This is a genomic window from Micromonospora sediminimaris, assembly GCF_016863575.1.
GTDB classification, from domain to species: domain Bacteria; phylum Actinomycetota; class Actinomycetes; order Mycobacteriales; family Micromonosporaceae; genus Micromonospora; species Micromonospora sediminimaris.
In genome coordinates this window covers 295,771-313,262 of the sequence record NZ_BOPD01000007.1, presented here as the reverse complement: position 1 = coordinate 313,262, position 17,492 = coordinate 295,771, and the positions used below count along the sequence as shown (strand labels likewise).

16 protein-coding genes are annotated in these 17,492 nt (G+C 72.0%); 7 read left to right on the top strand and 9 right to left on the bottom strand.

Annotated elements, in window-relative coordinates:
• Positions 1–31 precede the first annotated feature (31 nt).
• The gene (locus Vse01_RS05345; protein WP_093401447.1) at positions 32–1,048 is read left to right on the top strand and encodes a glucose-6-phosphate dehydrogenase assembly protein OpcA; all 1,017 of its coding nucleotides are present in this window, start codon (positions 32–34) and stop codon (positions 1,046–1,048) included.
• Positions 1,049–1,106: 58 nt separating this feature from the next.
• Positions 1,107–1,871, top strand: coding sequence for a 6-phosphogluconolactonase (pgl, locus tag Vse01_RS05340; protein WP_093401448.1), 765 nt, complete (start codon positions 1,107–1,109; stop codon positions 1,869–1,871).
• A 23-nt stretch (positions 1,872–1,894) separates the two neighbouring features.
• Here the strand turns inward: pgl and Vse01_RS05335 are convergent, their stop codons facing one another.
• The 8 genes from Vse01_RS05335 to rapZ all read right to left on the bottom strand — a co-directional run bounded on the left by Vse01_RS05335 (position 1,895) and on the right by rapZ (position 8,847).
• On the bottom strand, positions 1,895–2,239 hold the full coding sequence (locus Vse01_RS05335) for an RNA polymerase-binding protein RbpA (protein WP_093401449.1): 345 nt from the start codon (positions 2,237–2,239) through the stop codon (positions 1,895–1,897).
• A gap of 136 nt (positions 2,240–2,375) precedes the next feature.
• Complete coding sequence (gene secG, locus Vse01_RS05330; RefSeq protein WP_093401450.1) at positions 2,376–2,636, bottom strand: preprotein translocase subunit SecG; 261 nt, start codon at positions 2,634–2,636, stop codon at positions 2,376–2,378.
• A 95-nt stretch (positions 2,637–2,731) separates the two neighbouring features.
• On the bottom strand, positions 2,732–3,523 hold the full coding sequence (gene tpiA, locus Vse01_RS05325) for a triose-phosphate isomerase (protein WP_093401451.1): 792 nt from the start codon (positions 3,521–3,523) through the stop codon (positions 2,732–2,734).
• A complete protein-coding gene (locus Vse01_RS05320; RefSeq protein WP_093401452.1) occupies positions 3,523–4,722 on the bottom strand; it encodes a phosphoglycerate kinase in 1,200 nt (399 codons plus the stop codon). The genes tpiA and Vse01_RS05320 overlap by 1 nt, the downstream gene beginning before the upstream one ends.
• Positions 4,719–5,723 (bottom strand): type I glyceraldehyde-3-phosphate dehydrogenase, encoded by a 1,005-nt coding sequence (gene gap, locus Vse01_RS05315; RefSeq protein ID WP_093401453.1) that lies wholly within the window; start codon positions 5,721–5,723, stop codon positions 4,719–4,721. The genes Vse01_RS05320 and gap overlap by 4 nt, the downstream gene beginning before the upstream one ends.
• Before the next feature lie 248 nt (positions 5,724–5,971).
• Positions 5,972–6,952, bottom strand: coding sequence for a DNA-binding protein WhiA (gene whiA, locus Vse01_RS05310; protein ID WP_093401454.1), 981 nt, complete (start codon positions 6,950–6,952; stop codon positions 5,972–5,974).
• A 54-nt stretch (positions 6,953–7,006) separates the two neighbouring features.
• Positions 7,007–7,978, bottom strand: coding sequence for a gluconeogenesis factor YvcK family protein (locus tag Vse01_RS05305; protein ID WP_093401455.1), 972 nt, complete (start codon positions 7,976–7,978; stop codon positions 7,007–7,009).
• Positions 7,975–8,847, bottom strand: coding sequence for an RNase adapter RapZ (gene rapZ, locus Vse01_RS05300; protein WP_093401610.1), 873 nt, complete (start codon positions 8,845–8,847; stop codon positions 7,975–7,977). The genes Vse01_RS05305 and rapZ overlap by 4 nt, the downstream gene beginning before the upstream one ends.
• 242 nt (positions 8,848–9,089) lie before the next feature.
• Between rapZ and Vse01_RS05295 the strand changes: the two genes are divergently transcribed.
• From Vse01_RS05295 to recQ, 5 genes are all read left to right on the top strand, one after another.
• The gene (locus tag Vse01_RS05295) at positions 9,090–9,743 is read left to right on the top strand and encodes a hypothetical protein (protein WP_093401456.1); all 654 of its coding nucleotides are present in this window, start codon (positions 9,090–9,092) and stop codon (positions 9,741–9,743) included.
• 52 nt (positions 9,744–9,795) lie between these two features.
• Entirely contained in the window at positions 9,796–10,971 is a 1,176-nt protein-coding gene (locus Vse01_RS05290; protein WP_093401457.1) for a sensor histidine kinase, read from the top strand.
• 8 nt (positions 10,972–10,979) lie between these two features.
• Positions 10,980–11,672, top strand: a complete 693-nt coding sequence (locus tag Vse01_RS05285) for a response regulator (RefSeq protein ID WP_093401611.1) — start codon at positions 10,980–10,982, stop codon at positions 11,670–11,672.
• A gap of 92 nt (positions 11,673–11,764) precedes the next feature.
• Complete coding sequence (locus Vse01_RS05280) at positions 11,765–13,423, top strand: alpha/beta hydrolase (protein ID WP_093401458.1); 1,659 nt, start codon at positions 11,765–11,767, stop codon at positions 13,421–13,423.
• 115 nt (positions 13,424–13,538) lie between these two features.
• Positions 13,539–15,419 (top strand): DNA helicase RecQ, encoded by a 1,881-nt coding sequence (recQ, locus tag Vse01_RS05275; protein WP_093401459.1) that lies wholly within the window; start codon positions 13,539–13,541, stop codon positions 15,417–15,419.
• Positions 15,420–15,506: 87 nt separating this feature from the next.
• Here recQ and uvrC read toward each other — a convergent pair whose 3' ends face one another.
• Complete coding sequence (gene uvrC, locus Vse01_RS05270) at positions 15,507–17,486, bottom strand: excinuclease ABC subunit UvrC (RefSeq protein WP_093401460.1); 1,980 nt, start codon at positions 17,484–17,486, stop codon at positions 15,507–15,509.
• Positions 17,487–17,492: the final 6 nt, after the last annotated feature.

Sequence of the window (17,492 nt, the reverse complement as noted above, 5' to 3'; positions counted from 1 at the left end):
CGGCGCGAGGCGAGCGAAGCAGGAGGCTGCGGTGATCGGACTGTGGGACACCACCGGCAACGAGGTGGTCAAGGCGCTCGCCGCGGAACGACGCAGCGCGGGCGGGGTGGCCAGCGGAATGGCGCTGACCCTGATCGTGGTGGTCGACGAGAAGCGGGTCCGCGAGGCGGAGGCGGCAGCCACCATCGCCGCCGCCGCGCATCCGTGCCGGCTGCTGGTGGTGGTTCGCTCCGACGTGGACCGCGACCGCAACCGGCTCGACGCCGAGATCGTGGTCGGCGGGCGGCTGGGCCCCTGCGAGGCCGTGGTGATGCGGATGTACGGTCGGCTGGCGCTGCACGCCGAGTCCGTGGTCATGCCGCTGCTGGTGCCGGACGTACCGGTGGTCACCTGGTGGCACGGTGAGCCGCCGGAGGAGATCGCCACCGACTTCCTCGGTGTGGTGGCCGACCGGCGCATCACCGACTCCGCGCAGGCCGCCGACCCGATCGCGGCACTGCGGCAGCGGGCCCGCGACTACTTCTCCGGCGACACCGACCTCGCCTGGACCAGGATCACCCCGTGGCGCACCCTGGTGGCCGGCGCGTTCGACACCACGGACGCCCAGCTCACCGAGGCGGCGGTGGTCGCGCCACCCACCGACCCGACCGCCGCGCTGATGCGGGGCTGGCTGCGCAGCCGGCTCGGCATCAAGCCGCGCTGGGACCGGACCCGGGAGTTCCCCCGGATGCGGGAGGTCCAGTTGCGTTGTGCCAACGGCGACGAGTTGACGCTGACCCGCGAGGACAGCGTGGCCACGTTCCGGCGTACCGGCCAGGAGGATCGGATCCTGCCGCTGGTGCGCCGGCCGCTCGGCGACGAACTGGCCGAGGAGCTGCGCCGGCTCGGCACCGACCAGGTGTACGCGGAGGCGTTGGGCGCTTTCGCCGGGCTCAACAACTTGGATCGACGGCCCAGCCAGCGGGTGCACGTCTGGAAGGACCCGGCCACCGCCCAGCGGGCCGAGGCCGGCGTCGCCGCCCACGCCACGACGAACGCCGGCTCCTGACCCTCCCACCCCTCCGGTACGCACGACACCGACCGCCCGGCGGTCGCGGAAGGACACCATGAGTGAGGCGAGTGTCGCCGTCCACGCCGACGCCGACCTGCTGGCGCAGGCGGTCGCGGCCCGACTGGTGGTGCGACTGCTCGACGCCCAGGCCGCACGCGGCCAGGCGTCGGTGGTGCTCACCGGCGGTCGGATCGCCGCGGCGGTCTACCGAGCGGTGGGCGCACTGCCCGCCCGGGACGCGGTCGACTGGTCCCGGGTCGACTTCTGGTGGGGCGACGAACGGTTCCTGCCCTCCGGAGACCCGGAGCGCAACGAGACCCAGGCCCGCGCGGCGTTGCTCGACGCGTTGCCGGTGGACCCGGCCCGGATCCACGCCATGCCGGCCTCGGACGGCGACGCCGACCCGGAGGAGGCCGCCGCCCGGTACGCGGCAGAACTCGCCCAGGCGGCCCGGCCCGGCACCGCCCTGCTGCCCCACTTCGACGTGCTGATGCTCGGCGTCGGCGAGGACGGGCACGTCGCCTCGGTCTTCCCGGAGCACCCGGTCCACTACGAGAGCCGACCCGTCAGCGCGGTGCGGGGCAGCCCGAAGCCGCCGCCGGTACGCATCACCCTCACCCTCCCGACGATCAACACCGCCGAGGAGGTGTGGCTGGTGGCCGGTGGCGGCGACAAGGCGCACGCGGTCGGCATGGCGCTGTCCGGTGCCGGCCCGGTACAGGTGCCGGCGGCCGGCGTGCAGGGCACCGGGCGTACCCTCTGGCTGCTGGACCGGGCCGCGGCGGCCGACCTGCCGGCCCGCTTCCGCAGCCTGCGCTGACGCGGCCGGCGGCGGGCCCGAAGCTACGACCGGCCGCGGCGCTGGCGTAGCGCGGCGAGAGCCTCGGCGAGGATCGCCTCCCCCTCGGCGTCGGTACGACGTTCCTTCACGTACGCCAGGTGGGTCTTGTACGGCTCGGCCCGGGTACGGCCCGGCGGATCCTGGGCGTCCTGACCGGCGGGCAGCCCGCAACGGGGGCAGTCCCAGACGGTCGGGGCCGCCACGTCGGCGACGATCCGGATGTCGGTGCGGTGCCCGTTGCGACACCAGTAGCTGACCGACCGGCACGGGACCGGCTGGTGGCGTTCGGGGGGACGTGGGGGCGCGGACCCGACGCGGGCGCCCCGGATGACGTGGCCGTTCGGCACGGCGCTGACTCCTGTCGTCGGAGGGGACCGCCGTCGGGGGGTGGACGGCGGGCGACGCGGTGCAGCGGGTGAAACGGACTGCGCGCGGCCCGTCGGGTGACGGACCGCGCGCAGATTGTACGCCTCGGGGGTCGAATCAGACGCCCGTACCCACCTCAAGCCGGAGCCAGAGACCGAGCCCGATGATGCAGGCGAACCAGACGATGCCCACCAGCACGGTGTAGCGGTCCAGGTTCTTCTCGGCCACCGACGAGCCGGCCAGGCTGGAGCTGACGCCACCGCCGAACATGCTGGACATCCCACCGCCCTTGCCTCGGTGCAGCAGGATCAGCAGGGTGAGCAGGACGCTCGTGATGACCAGCAACACGATCAACGTGTAGGCGAACCAGATCGGCATGGCGGGGGTCAGTCCTCTCGTTACGATCCTCGCCCGGGCAGTTCGGGCACGGCGGCACCGACCGGCGGACGGGCGGAGTCAAGGATAGCGAGCGATCAGCCGGAGATGTGCTCCGGGAACCGGCAGATCTTCGCGAACTCCTCGGCGTCCAGGCTGGCGCCGCCCACCAGGGCGCCGTCCACGTCCGGCTGCGCCATGATCGAGGCGACGTTCGACGACTTCACCGAGCCGCCGTAGAGGATGCGTACGCCGTCGGCGGTGGCCTGGTCCACGGTCTCGGCCAGCCGGGCCCGCAGCGCGCCACACACCTCCTGGGCGTCCTCCGGGGTGGCCGTCTTGCCGGTGCCGATCGCCCAGACCGGCTCGTACGCGACCACCACCCGGAGCACCTGCTCCGGGCTGAGCCCCTTGAGGGCAGCGTCGAGCTGGTCGGTGCAGTGCGCCACGTGGGTGCCCTGCTCCCGGACGTCCAGCCCCTCCCCCACGCAGAGGATCGGGGTGAGCCCGTGGGTCAGCGCCGCCTGCACCTTGGCGCCCACCAACGCGTCGTCCTCACGGTGGTACTGCCGCCGCTCGGAGTGCCCGACCACCACGTACGTGCAGCCGAGCTTGGCCAGCATCGCGCCGGAGACCTCCCCGGTGTACGCGCCGGAGGCGTGCGGTGACAGGTCCTGTCCGCCGTAGCCGATGAGCAGCTTGTCGCCCTCCACCACGGTCTGCACCGTGCGCAGGTCGGTGAACGGCGGCAGCACCACCGTCTCCACCTCGGTCAGCTGCTTCTCGGTGAGGCTGGCCGCCAGCTTCTGCACCAGCAGGTTCGCCTCGAGGTGGTTCAGGTTCATCTTCCAGTTGCCGGCCATCAGTGGCCGGCGGGGGGCGCTCGCCATCAGTTCTCCAGAGCCGCGATGCCGGGGAGGGTCTTGCCCTCCAGGTACTCCAGGGACGCGCCACCGCCGGTCGAGATGTGCCCGAAGGACTTCTCGTCCAGACCCAGGGCCCGCACCGCGGCGGCGGAGTCACCACCACCGACCACGCTGAACGCGTCCGAGCCGGCGATCGCCTCGGCCACCCCACGGGTGCCGTGCGCGAAGGCGGGCATCTCGAACACGCCCATCGGGCCGTTCCAGAAGATCGTCCGGGCGCCCTTCAGCGCGGCAGCGAAGCCCGCCACCGTCTTCGGGCCGACGTCCAGCCCCACCCGCTTGCTGGGGATGCCGTCGGCCGGCACGGTGTCGTGCGCGGCGTCCGGGGCGAACGCGTCGGCGGCCACCACGTCGACCGGAAGCATGATCTTGCCCTCGGAACGCTCCAGCAGGTTGCGGCAGGTCTCCACCATCTCCGCCTCCAGCAGGGAGGAGCCGACCTCGTGGCCTCGGGCCTTGAGGAAGGTGAAGCACATGCCACCACCGATGAGCAGCCGGTCGACCTTCGGCAGCAACGCCTCGATCACCGCGAGCTTGTCGGAGACCTTCGACCCGCCGAGCACCACCACGTACGGCCGCTGCGGGTCGCCGGTGAGCTGCGAGAGCACCTCCACCTCGCGCAGCACCAGCCGGCCGGCGAAGTGCGGCAGCCGGGCGGGCACGTCGTGGACGCTTGCGTGCTTGCGGTGCACCGCGCCGAAGGCGTCGTCGACGTACACGTCGCCGAGGGCGGCGAGCTGATCGGCGAAGGCGCCCCGCTCGGCGTCGTCCTTGCTGGTCTCCCCCTTGTTGAAGCGGAGATTCTCCAGCAGCGCCACCTCGCCGTCGGCGAGCGCCGCCACCGTCGCCCGGGCGGACTCGCCGACCGTGTCGGTGGCGGCGTGCACCGGCGTGCCGAGCAGCTCACCGAGCCGCCCGGCGACCGGGGCGAGGCTGAACTGCGGGTCCGGCGCACCCTTCGGCCGACCCAGGTGGGAGCAGACGACGACCTTGGCACCGGCCTCGGTCAGCGCGCCGAGGGTCGGCAGCACCGCCCGGATCCGACCGTCGTCCGTGATCGCACCGGTCTGCTTGTCGAGCGGGACGTTCAGGTCGGCGCGCACCAGCACGCGCCGACCCGAGACCCCCTCGGCGAGCAGGTCGTCGAGGTTACGGATGCTCACAGCGACGAACCAACCAGCTTCACCAGGTCGACCAGGCGGTTGGAGTAGCCCCACTCGTTGTCGTACCAGCCGACGACCTTGACCTGGTTGCCGATGACCTTGGTCAGCGGCGCGTCGAAGATGCACGACGCCGGGTCGGTGACGATGTCGGCGGAGACGATCGGGTCCTCGTTGTAGGTCAGGATGCCCCGCAGCGGGCCCTCGGCGGCGGCCTTCAGCGCGGCGTTGACCTCGTCCACCGAGGTCTCCCGACCGACGGTGACGGTGAGGTCGGTGGCGGAGCCGGTCGGGATCGGCACCCGCAGCGCGTACCCGTCGAGCTTGCCCTTGAGGTCCGGCAGCACCAGGCCGATGGCCTTCGCGGCACCGGTCGAGGTCGGCACGATGTTCAGCGCGGCGGCACGGGCCCGGCGCAGGTCCTTGTGCGGCGCGTCCTGGAGGTTCTGGTCCTGGGTGTACGCGTGGATGGTGGTCATCAGACCCTGCTGGATGCCGAACGTGTCGTGCAGGACCTTCGCCATCGGCGCCAGGCAGTTGGTGGTGCAGGAGGCGTTCGAGATGATGTTGTGCTTCGCCGGGTCGTACTGGCCGTCGTTGACGCCCATCACGACCGTGACGTCCTCGTTCTTCGCCGGAGCGGAGATGATGACCTTCTTGGCCCCGCCGTCGATGTGCGCCTTGGCCTTGGTGGCGTCGGTGAAGAAGCCGGTCGACTCGATGACCACGTCCGCGCCGACGTCGCCCCACGGCAGCGCCGCCGGGTCCTTCTCGGCGTACGCCTTGATGGACTTGCCACCGACGGTGATCTCGTCGGCGGTGGCCTTGACCTCCTGCGGGAGGCGGCCCAGGATGCTGTCGTACTTGAGCAGGTGGGCGAGCGTCGCGTTGTCGGTCAGGTCGTTGACGGCCACGACCTCGACGTCAGCGCCGGACGCCAGCACTGCCCGGAAGAAGTTACGGCCGATCCGGCCGAAGCCGTTGATGCCAACCCGGATGGTCACAGGTCCCATCTCCTCGCGTTCTGGTCCGCCGGCGTGGAGACCCTCGGCCGGCGAAGTTGTGTGCGCCGACCGTTGGAGCCGGCCGTTGACGGTTCATCCCGGCCACCCCGCCGCGGTCCGAGGGACCTGACCGCCGTCGAGGCGGTGGATACGGCGGGGAACACCGGTGCCGGCCCCCTTGCCGTACGCAGCGACCTTATCCGAGCGCGCTGAGCCACGCTGCGCCGGGTGGTCGCCCCACCGTCCTATCAGACCACGAGCATGTCGGGCGTGACGGCCGCTTCGGTATCCGGGATGCCGAGGTCGCGGGCCCGCTTGTCGGCCAGCGCCAGCAACCGGCGGATCCGCCCGGCGATGGCGTCCTTGGTCAGCGGCGGGTCGGCCAGCGCACCCAGCTCCTCCAGAGAGGCCTGCCGGTGCTCCAGGCGTAGCCGGCCGGCCGAGGTGAGGTGCTCCGGCGCGTCGTCGGCGAGGATCTCCAGCGCCCGGGTCACCCGGGCCGCGGCGGCGACCGCCGCGCGGGCCGAACGCCGCAGGTTGGCGTCGTCGAAGTTCGCCAGCCGGTTGGCCGTCGCCCGCACCTCCCGCCGGACCCGGCGCTCCTCCCAGGCCAGCACACTGGAGTGTGCGCCGATGCGGGTGAGCAGCGCGGCGATCGCGTCGCCGTCCTTGACCACCACCCGGTCGACGCCGCGTACCTCGCGGTTCTTGGCGGTGATGCCCAACCGCCGGGCCGCGCCGACAAGCGCCAGCGCCGACTCCGGCCCGGGGCAGGTGATCTCCAGGGCGCTGGACCGGCCCGGCTCGGTCAACGAGCCGTGCGCCATGAACGCGCCCCGCCAGGCGGACACCGCGCAGCAGACGCTGGCGGCGACGACGTGCGGCGGCAGCCCGCGTACCGGCCGGCCGCGCACGTCGAGCAGCCCGGTCTGCCGGGCCAGGGCCTCGCCGTCCTTGACGACCCGGACAATGAAATGGCTGCCCTTGCGCAGCCCACCGGAGGCGAGCACGTGGATCTCGCTCGGATAGCCGTAGACCTCGGCGATCTCGCGCCGCAACCGCCGGGCCACCGCGCCGGTGTCGAGCTCGGCCTCCACCACCACCCGCCCGGACACGATGTGCAGCCCACCGGCGAACCGCAGCAGCGCCGCCATCTCCGCCCGCCGGCAGCAGGGCTTGGGCACGTCGACCCGACTCAGCTCGTCCTTCACCGCAGCCGTCATCGCCATTGTGCGTCCCCTCACGGACCGGTTCCGGCGTGTCGCCGGAGATTACGTACGTGTCTAACGATCGGCGCCCAGTACAGGCACCAGGGCGGCGCCCAGAGCAGCCGGATCATGACGGGGCGTGCCGTCGTCGACCGCGACGGGAGCGAGGACCAGCCGGGCTCCCAGGGATTCTGCCGCACCGTGGACCGGTTCGGGGTCACCGACCGCCTTGGCGTCGGCGAGCACGAAGTCGACAGTCAGCTCCGGCAGGTACCAGCGCAGCGCCGCCAGGTGGTCGGCGACAGAGAGACCGAGGGTCTCCTTCTCGGCGGCGAGGTTGAGGGTGACCAGCCGCCGGGCCGGGCTGGCCAGGATAGCCGCAGCCAGCTGCGGCACCAGCAGGTGCGGCAGCACGCTGGTGTACCAGCTGCCCGGCCCGAAGATCAGCCAGTCGGCGGCGCCGATCGCGGCGACCGCCTCGACACACGCCGCCGGCGCCTGCGGGGTGAGCCGAAGCGACTCGACCCGGCCCGTGGTGACCGCGACCTGATGCTGTCCGCGTACGGTGCACACCTCGTCGGGACGTCCCGGGTCGGCCCCGCGGACCCGGGCCTCGATGTCGACCGGCTGGCGGGACATCGGCAGCACCCGGCCGACCGAGCCGAGCATCGCTCCCGCGTGCTCCAGGGCGGCCACCGGGTCGCCGAGCAGCTCCATCAGACCGCAGAGCACCAGGTTGCCCACCGCGTGCCCGGCCAGCCCGTCGCCCCTGCCGCCCGTGGTGGTGTCCGCGAAGCGGTGCTGGAACAACCCCGCGCTGCGTCGGGTGGCGGGGTGGTCGCCGGCCAACGCCACAAGCGCCTGCCGCAGGTCACCGGGGGGTAGTCCGCCCCGTTCGGCGCGCAGCCGGCCGCTGGAGCCGCCGTCGTCGCCGACGGTCACCACCGCCGTGATGTCCAGATCCAGCTCCGGGGCGCAGCGCCGCAACGCTCGCAGCGAGGCGGCCAGGCCGTGCCCGCCGCCGAACGCCACCACCCGGATCGTCATTCCCGCCCCAGGTCGCGGTGTTGGGCGTTGGCGGCCAGCCCGGCACGACGCAGCCGGGCGGCCAACTCCTCGGCGATCGCCACGCTGCGGTGCTTGCCGCCGGTGCAACCGACCGCCACGGTCAGGTACCGCTTGCCCTCCCGCTCGAAGCCGGCCGTGGTGGCGTTCACCAGGTCCGCGTACGCGTCGACGAAGGCGTTCGCGCCCTCCTGCCCCAGCACGTACGCGCTGACCGCCTCCTCACGCCCGGTGTGCTCGCGCAGTTCAGGTACCCAGTACGGGTTGGGCAGGAACCGGGCGTCCATCACGAAGTCGGCATCCGGCGGCAGGCCGTACTTGAAGCCGAAGGAGATCACCGTGAGCCGCAACCGGCGGGCGTCCTCCCCGCCGAACAGTTCCTCGACCCGGCGGCGCAACTGGTTCACGTTGAGGTGGCTGGTGTCGATGATCACGTCGGCCTGGTCGCGGGCCTCTTCCAGCAGTCCCCGCTCGACGGCGATGCCGTCGGCGAGCCGGCCGTCACCCTGCAACGGATGCGAGCGTCGCACGCTCTCGAACCGGCGGATCAGCACCTCGTCGTCGGCGTCGACGAAGACCACCCGGGGGGCGTAGCCACGCTCCTTCAGCTCCCGGATCGCCTCGGCCAGATCGGTGGAGAAGGCCCGGGAGCGCACGTCCAGCACCATCGCGGTACGCCGGGCCGCCCCACCCGCCTTCACGGCCAGCTCGGCCATGTCCAGCAGCAGCGCCTGCGGCAGATTGTCGACGACGTAGAAGCCGACGTTCTCCAGCGCCCGGGCCACGGTGCTACGTCCACCACCGGAGAGACCGGTGACCACGACCAGTGTGGTGTCCGTTTCGGCGGGCACCGCGGTCTGCTCACCGGGTACGCCCGCACGGTGACCGGTCGTGTGCGCCTCGCCCACCCGTCTGCCCCTCCAACCGTGCCGCCCCGGCCGATTGGCCGGGCATGGTCAAGCAGCGACTCTAACTCGCCGGTGTCCGGCTCCGGGGGGACGTACCGTCGCCACGCCGCAGGCCGCCGGAAGCGCGCACCCGTCGTGTCGGCTGACTGACGGCGCGCGACGCGCGACACGGCTATCCTCCGGCCATGGGCAGGCACGGGGCGCGGCTGCGCTGGGTGGTTGCCCTGGTGTCGGTCACCATCGCCGTGCTGGCCACGGTGGACCGGTACGTCGACCGCGAACGCGAATGGGCTCGCGGCGGCGACCAGGTGGCGGTGACCGTCGAGGCGGTGCTGCCGGAGCCGGACCAGGTGGCGGACGCGGTCGTCGCCTTCGGCTGGCCCGAGCCGGTGGACAACGTCGTCGGCGACCCCGACCGGCAGTCGGTGGTGTTGCGGCTGCGCTGGTCCGGGCCGCCCCGCAAGGGCCACTACCAGGTCATCCTGCTCGACGGCCGGGTGGAACCGGCGAGGGTGGTACAGCCGTACGCCGGCTGGGACGCCGACGGCGACACCGGTTCCAACTGGGCCGGGGCGTACGACGTGCTGGCCGAGCGGTACGCCTGGCTCGCCGACACCGCCACCCGCGAGGGCCCCGAGGGCACGTTCACCACCCCGCCCCACGTCGGCGCGGTGGGCACCCGCGCGACCGCCGACGGCAGCCTGATCGCCGTCTTCCAACTGCTGCCCGGTGCCCTCCCGATGACCGACCCGTCGCGCCTGGTGGTGGCGTTCTGCTACGTCGAACCCGACGGCGACGTCCGCTGGGCCAAACAGGTGCCGGTCCCGCCTGCCCCATGACGGCGTAGCACGGAACCTCGCTCGGGCTGCAACGCGCTCTAAGCTCGGGCCGATGGCCGGAGCAACGCAACTCCCGGGGCGGACCTTCCGCGAGGCGGTGGGCGACCGGACGGTCGACGCCACCCTGATCGTGCTGGCCGCCGCGGTGGGACTGATCACGGTGGTCGACCAGGTGAACGACCCCGCGCCGGTTTCCGCCTGGGTCCGGTACGCGGACTGGGTCACGGGGGCGCTCGGCTACCTCGCACTGTGGTGGCGACGCCGGTTCCCGGTCGTGCTCGGCGTCGTCCTGGCCGTGGCGAGTTCATTCTCCGAAACGGTCGCCCCGGCCGCGATCGTCGCGCTGTTCACCGTCGCGGTGCACCGCTCGATCAGGGCGACGGTCGTGGTGTGCACGATCAGTCTCGCCGCACTCGGCACGTATCAGCTGCAGTGGCCCGAGACGACGGCTCCACCGTTGACGGTGTTCATCATCATCGTGCTGGGGCACCTCGCCACCGTGGCGTGGGGACTGTCGGTGCGCAGCCGCCGGGCGTTGGTCGCATCCCTGCGGGAGCGGGCGGCAGCAGCCGAGGTCGAGGCGCTGCTGCGGGCCGAGCACGCCGCGCGGGAGGCTCGGGAGGCGCTCGCGCGGGAGATGCACGACGTCCTCGGACACCGGCTCTCGTTGCTCAGCGTCCATGCGGGCGCCCTCACCTACTCCCGCGACGCGCCGGCCGAGGACCGGGCGCGGGCGGCCGAGGTGGTCCGCGAGAACGCGCACCGCGCCCTGCAGGATCTCCGCGAGGTGATCGGGGTACTCCGGGCCCCCGTGGGCGAGCTGCCGCTGCCGGGCGTCGTGGACGTTCTGGAGCTGATCGACGAGGCTCGCCAGGCCGGAACACCGGTCGAGCTGCGGGACGAGGCCGGGGTGACGACCGATGACCGGATCCTCCCGGCGACGCCGGGTCGCACGCTCTACCGCCTCGTGCAGGAGGCCCTGACCAACGTGCGCAAGCACGCCCCGGGTACGCCGGTGGTGGTCCGGATCACCGGGCGGCCCGGCGACCACGTGACCGCCGAGGTGGTGAACGCCCGGCCGGCGGGTCCACGCTCGCGCCCCGACGGTTCCGGGGCGGGGTTGCGCGGGCTTGGTGAGCGCGCCCGGCTCGTGGGCGGGCAGCTCGACCACGGCCCGACGGAGTCGGGCGGCTGGCGGGTCCGGCTCCGGTTACCCTGGCCGTCGTGACCCACCCGATGCCTGCCGACAACGCGGTCGGCGGCCAGCCAGTCATCGACGTACTGGTGGTCGACGACGACCCGGTGGTCCGGTTCGGGCTGAAGATGATGCTGAGCGGAGCTCCCGATCTGCGGGTAGTGGCTGAGGCGAGCGACGGCGCGGAGGCGGTGGAACTGACCCGGCGTCACCGACCCGACGTGGTGTTGATGGACATCCGGATGCCGGGCACCGATGGGCTCACCGCCACGGAAACGCTGCGCGGCGAATCGTCCGCGCCGCAGGTCATCGTGTTCACCACCTTCGACGCCGATGCCCACGTGCTGCGTGCCCTACGGGCGGGCGCGGCCGGGTTCCTGCTGAAGGACACGCCGCCGGACGAACTCGTCGTCGCGATCCGGCACGCGGCACAGGGGCGTCCCGTGCTCTCGCCCGAGGTGACGCGTCGACTCATCGCGCGGGTCGCGGAGTCGGGGCAGGACGGCCGGCAGCACACCGCCCGACGCCGTCTCGACGTACTCGCCGACCGCGAGCGGACGGTCGCGGTCGAGATCGGCGCTGGGCGCACCAACGCGGAGATCGCCGCGCGGCACCACCTCGGCCTGACCACGGTCAAGACCCACGTGTCGGCGATCCTCACCAAGCTGGATCTCAACAATCGCGTGCAGGTCGCACTCCTCGTGCAGGAGGCGGGGCTCGTTCCCCCGGACTGATCGGGCAGCACCGGGCACGTTCCTACTTTGGTCTGTGGATCCGGAGCCTTGGACGGAGAACGCAGCCAGCCGGCCCGCCTAGCGTCGATGTCATGCCACCTTCACTCCGACATACCCGCGTGTCACCGGTACCCCGACGGACCGCCGCGGTGCTGGCCGCCGCCGTGCTTGCCCTGACCGGTTGCACCGGTGGGGTCAGTACGGCGGCAGCGGGCCGGCCTTCCTCCGGCCCGACCGTGCCCGCCCCGATCCCGGACCCGGTGCAGTGGGAGGAGTGCGGGCCGAGCCTCGACTGCGCCACCGTCGAGGTGCCGCTGGAGTACACCGAACCCGACGGGGAGCAGATCAGCCTCGCCGTGACCCGGCACCGGGCCACCGACCCGGACCGGCGCATCGGCAGCCTGTTCATCAATCCGGGTGGTCCGGGGGTGCCGGCTACCGAGACGGTCGCGTCCATCGACGCCGCCAACGACACCGGCCCCTACACGCCCGAGGTCGTCGCCCGGTTCGACGTTGTCGGCATGGACCCGCGCGGTGTCGGTCAGTCCGGTGCCGTGCGCTGCCTCACCGACGAGCAGCGGGCCGAGCAGGCAACCGAAAACCGCGACCCACGCATCCCGGGTGGGAAGCCGTTCGGGAAGTTGCTCATCGACGCCCGCACCTTCATCAAGGGCTGTCTGGACCAGCAGAGCCCCGAGTTCCTGGCGAGCCTGTCCACCGACAACGTGGCCCGCGACCTGGACCAGGTGCGTGCCGCGCTCGGCGAGGAGAAGATCACCTTTTACGGTGCCTCGTACGGCACGGTGGTGGGTCCGATGTACGCCACACTCTTCCCCGACCGCGTACGCCAGATGGTGATCGACGCCCCGGTCGACACCGACCTGTGGCAGAACGACCCGCTGCGACTCCTGGACGACGTCGCCCGCTCCAACGAAGAGACGCTCGACGCCTGGTTCGACACGTGCCGCGCCGAGGGCGTGCAGGTGTGCGCGTTCGGCGACGGCGACCCGCGGGCCGCCTTCGACGCCCTGATCACCAAGCTGGAGGCGAAGCCGCTGGTGGTCCCCCCGGTCGAGGGCCTCACGCCGGGTGGCACGCTCGACGGGGCAATGGCCCTGGAGGCTGCACGGGCCGCCGCGGGCAACCGGGCACTCTGGCCCGTACTCACCGCGGGCCTCCTTGCCGCGCAGCAGGGTGATGGCACGGGCCTGCACTTCGTGGTCTCATTCGTCACCGTTGCGCCGTTCGGTGGCCCGTTCGCGATCCTTCAGGAACCGCACACCGCCGTGCGATGCGTCGACTGGCCGAAGCTGGACAAACTGTCCGAGCATCATGTCGCGGCCAAGAAGATCACCGAACGCGGCGAACGGCTCGGCAGCCGGGCCGCCTACAGTGCGCTCAACTGCGCGCTGTGGCCCGTCGAGAATGAGGACCGGGTCACCCGGGAACTCACCGGCGCGGGCGCCCCGCCGATCCTGGTGGTCGGCGGCCGGTTGGACAACGTGTCCCCGCACCACTGGGCCGAGGCGATGGCGGAGCGGCTGGAGGACGCCGTCCTGCTCACCCGCGAGGGCGTCGGCCACACCTCCTACCGCACCAGCGGCCCGTGCGTCGACGCGGCCATCGACGCCGCACTGATCGACGGAGTGCTACCCGCTGAGGGCACCGTGTGCGACGCCGTGCCACCCGCCACCACCCGGCCGCTGGGGCCCTCGCCGTCCGGGTCCGCCGGCGCGGCACCGGCGGGGTAACCGCGTCATCGATCTACCCGGTACGCGAGATGCGGCATGTCGTGGCTTCCGCCAGCGCGGATACCCGCGACATGCCGCAACCCGTGTCACCCAACGTGGCTCGTAGAATCCTCGGATGGTCTCTCCCGCCGACGTGAGCGTCACCGACCTGGCCGCCTCCGACGCACCCACCGCCGAGAAGGTGACAGCGACGCTCGACGTGCTGCGGAGGGTCTTCGGGTACGACTCGTTCCGGGGCTTCCAGCGGGAGGTCATCGACCATGTGGTGGCCGGCGGCGACGCGCTGGTGCTGATGCCCACCGGCGGCGGCAAGTCGTTGTGCTACCAGATTCCGGCGCTGGTCCGCGACGGTGTCGCCGTGGTGATCTCGCCGCTGATCGCGCTGATGCAGGACCAGGTGGACGCGTTGACCGCGGTCGGGGTGCGGGCCGGTTTCCTCAACTCCACCCTCGACCCGGACACCCGCCGGCTGGTGGAGGCGGAGTTCGTGGCCGGCGAGATCGACCTGCTCTACCTCGCGCCGGAGGCGCTGGCCAGCCGGGGCACGCTGAACCTGCTGGACCGGGGGCGGATCAGCCTCTTCGCCATCGACGAGGCGCACTGCGTGTCGCAGTGGGGCCACGACTTCCGGCCCGACTACCTCAACCTGTCGATGCTGCACGAACGCTGGCCGGGCGTACCCCGCATCGCGCTGACCGCCACCGCGACAAGTGCCACCCGGGCCGAGATCGCCACCCGGCTCAGCCTCACCGACGCGCGGCACTTCGTGGCCAGCTTCGACAGGCCCAACATCCAGTACCGGATCGTGCCCAAGCGGGAGCCGCGCAAGCAACTGCTGGCCCTGCTGCGCGACGAACATCCCGGCGACGCGGGCATCGTCTACTGCCTGTCCCGCGCCTCGGTGGAGAAGACCGCCGACTTTCTGGTCGCCAACGGCATCGACGCGCTGCCCTACCACGCCGGCCTGGACGCGGCCACCCGCGCCGCCAATCAGCAGCGCTTCCTACGCGCCGACGGCGTGGTGATGGTGGCGACGATCGCCTTCGGAATGGGCATCGACAAGCCCGACGTACGGTTCGTCGCCCACCTCGACCTGCCGAAGTCGGTTGAGGGCTACTACCAGGAGACCGGTCGCGCCGGCCGCGACGGCCTGCCGTCGACCGCCTGGCTGGCGTACGGGCTTCAGGACGTGGTCCAGCAGCGAAAGATGATCGACACGTCCGAGGGTGACCTGGCGCATCGGCGCAATCTCGCCGCCCACCTCGACGCGATGCTGGCGCTCTGCGAGACGGTCCGCTGCCGCCGGGCGCAGCTGCTGGAGTACTTCGGCGAGCCGGCCACCGGCGGCTGCGGCAACTGCGACACCTGCCTGGAGCCACCCGAGTCCTGGGACGGCACGGTGGCCGCGCAGAAGCTGCTCTCCACCGTCTTTCGGCTGGACCGGGAGCGCAACCAGCGGTTCGGCGCCGGGCACTGCATCGACATCCTGCTCGGTCGTAGCACCGACAAGATCAGCCAGCATCGACACGACTCGCTTACCGTGTTCGGCATCGGCGGGGAGCTGAGCGAGGCGGAGTGGCGCGGCGTGGTCCGACAACTACTCGCCGAGGGACTGCTCGCCGTCGAGGGCGACTACGGCACCCTGACACTCACCGACGCCAGCGCCGAGGTGCTCAGCCGGCGTCGTACCGTGATGCTGCGTCGTGAGGCGGCCCGCCCGGCGAAGGCGGCCAAGCCCCGCGGCGCGGCCACCGTGGTCGCCGAGCTGCCGGCGGAGGCGGCCGGCACGTTCGAGCGGCTGCGGGCCTGGCGGGCGGCCACCGCGAAGGAGCAGGGCGTACCCGCGTACGTCATCTTCCACGACGCGACGCTGCGCCAGATCGCCGCCGACGCGCCGTCGTCGCTGGCCGAGCTGTCCCGGATCAGCGGCGTCGGCGAGAACAAGCTGGCCAAGTACGGCGAGCAGCTCCTCGGGGTGCTCGCCGACGCCACCTGAGGTGCCGCCCACCCTCATCAAGATCCGCGCACTTTCGGGGATGTTGCTGTCCCAGACGCCGTGGAGACCGCAACATCCCCGATGTTGTCAGCTTGCGGGAGGTTCGGGGGTGGGGGTGCGGAGGGCGGTGAGGATTGCTTCGGCGGTACGGCGGCCGACGCCGGGGACCTCGGTGATCTCCTCGACGGTGGCGGCCGAGAGGCGTTTCAGCGAGCCGAAGTGACGTAGCAGCGCCTTGCGGCGTACCTCGCCCAGGCCGGGGACGTTGTCCAACGCCGAGGTGGTCATCCGCTTGGAGCGGCGCTGCCGGTGGAAGGTGATGGCGAAGCGGTGGGCCTCGTCGCGTACCCGTTGCAGCAGGTAGAGCCCCTCGGAGGCGCGCGGCAGGATGACCGGGAAGTCGTCGTCGGGCAGCCAGACCTCCTCCAACCGCTTGGCCAGCCCGCAGAGCGCCACATCGTCGATACCCAGCTCGGCGAGGGCCTGCGCGGCGGCGGCGACCTGCGGCGCTCCGCCGTCGACCACCACCAGCTGCGGCGGGTACGCGAACCTGCGTGGCCGGCCGGTGGTCGGGTCCACCAACGTTCCGATCCGCGGCTCGTCGCTGCCGTCGGTCGCGCCCAGCTCAGCCGGGGGGGCGTCGGCTTCGACACCCACCTCACCGGTCTCGGCGCGGGCGTCGAGGTAGCGGGCGAAGCGGCGGCGCAGCACCTCGGACATCGCCGAGAGGTCGTCGGTGGCACCCCGGATGATGAATCGCCGGTACTCGCTCTTGCGGGGCAGCCCGTCCTCGAAGACGACCATGCTCGCCACCACGTCGGTGCCCTGGATCTGCGAGATGTCGAAACACTCGATGCGCAGCGGCGCCGTCCGCAGCCCGAGCGCCTCGGTGATCTCGTCGAGGGCCTTGCTGCGGGTGGTGAGGTCACCGGCCCGCTTGAGCTTGTGCCGGGCCAGGGCGTCCTTCGCGTTGCGTTCCACCGTCTCCATCAGGGCCCGTTTGTCGCCGCGCTGCGGCACCCGCAGCGTCACCCGGCCGCCCCGGTGGGTGGAGAGCCAGTCGGCCAACGCGTCGGCGTCGGCGGGCAGCTCGGGCACCAGCAACTCACGTGGCACATCGGCCTCGCCGTGTTCGCCGCCGTAGACCTGGGTGCAGAAGTGGTGCACCAGGTCACCGGTGGTCAGTTCCTCGGTCTTCTCCACCACCCAGCCGCGCTGGCCGCGTACCCGGCCGCCCCGCACGTGGAAGACCTGGACCGCGGCTTCGAGCGGGTCGTCCGCGAAGGCCACCACGTCGGCGTCGGTGCCGTCGCCGAGCACCACGGTCTGCTTCTCCATCGCCCGGCGCAGCGCGGCGACGTCGTCGCGCAGCCGGGCCGCCCGCTCGAACTCCAACTGCTCGCTGGCCTCGGCCATCTCGCGTTCCAGTTTGCGGACCATGGTGTCGGTGCGCCCGGCCATGAAGTCGCAGAAGTCGTCGACGATCTCGCGGTGCCGCTCGGCGGAGACGCTGCCGACACAGGGGGCCGAGCACTTGCCGATGTAACCCAGCAGGCAGGGGCGGCCGACCTGGCCGGCCCGCTTGAACACCCCGGCGGAGCAGGTGCGGGCCGGGAAGACGCGCAGCAGCAGATCGAGCGTCTCGCGGATCGCCCAGGCGTGCGAGTACGGCCCGAAGTAGCGCACCCCCTTGCGCTTTGCGCCGCGCATCACCTGGAGCCGGGGATACTCCTCGTCGAGGGTCACCGCCAGGTAGGGGTACGACTTGTCGTCGCGGTACCGGACGTTGAATCTCGGGTCGTACTGCTTGATCCAGAGGTATTCGAGCTGGAGCGCCTCGACCTCGGTGCCCACGGTGACCCAGTCGACCGACTCGGCAGTGGTGACCATCTGCTGGGTGCGCTGGTGCAGCCCCCACAGGTCGGCGAAGTAGGAGTTGAGCCGACTGCGCAGGTTCTTCGCCTTGCCTACGTAGATCACCCGGCCGGTGCCGTCGTAGAAGCGGTAGACCCCCGGCGCCTCGGGGATCGTGCCCGGCGCGGGCCGGTAGGTCGACGGATCAGCCACACTCCG

Excerpts from the sequence above, each read along its gene's own strand:
- pgl (WP_093401448.1), top strand. The coding sequence starts at position 1,107 with ATGAGTGAGGCGAGTGTCGCCGTCCACGCCGACGCCGACCTGCTGGCG.
- secG (WP_093401450.1), bottom strand. The coding sequence starts at position 2,636 with ATGCCGATCTGGTTCGCCTACACGTTGATCGTGTTGCTGGTCATCACG.
- tpiA (WP_093401451.1), bottom strand. The coding sequence starts at position 3,523 with ATGGCGAGCGCCCCCCGCCGGCCACTGATGGCCGGCAACTGGAAGATG.
- whiA (WP_093401454.1), bottom strand. The coding sequence starts at position 6,952 with ATGGCGATGACGGCTGCGGTGAAGGACGAGCTGAGTCGGGTCGACGTG.
- Vse01_RS05305 (WP_093401455.1), bottom strand. The coding sequence starts at position 7,978 with ATGACGATCCGGGTGGTGGCGTTCGGCGGCGGGCACGGCCTGGCCGCC.
- Vse01_RS05295 (WP_093401456.1), top strand. The coding sequence starts at position 9,090 with ATGGGCAGGCACGGGGCGCGGCTGCGCTGGGTGGTTGCCCTGGTGTCG.
- Vse01_RS05290 (WP_093401457.1), top strand. The coding sequence starts at position 9,796 with ATGGCCGGAGCAACGCAACTCCCGGGGCGGACCTTCCGCGAGGCGGTG.
- Vse01_RS05285 (WP_093401611.1), top strand. The coding sequence starts at position 10,980 with ATGCCTGCCGACAACGCGGTCGGCGGCCAGCCAGTCATCGACGTACTG.
- Vse01_RS05280 (WP_093401458.1), top strand. The coding sequence starts at position 11,765 with ATGCCACCTTCACTCCGACATACCCGCGTGTCACCGGTACCCCGACGG.
- recQ (WP_093401459.1), top strand. The coding sequence starts at position 13,539 with ATGGTCTCTCCCGCCGACGTGAGCGTCACCGACCTGGCCGCCTCCGAC.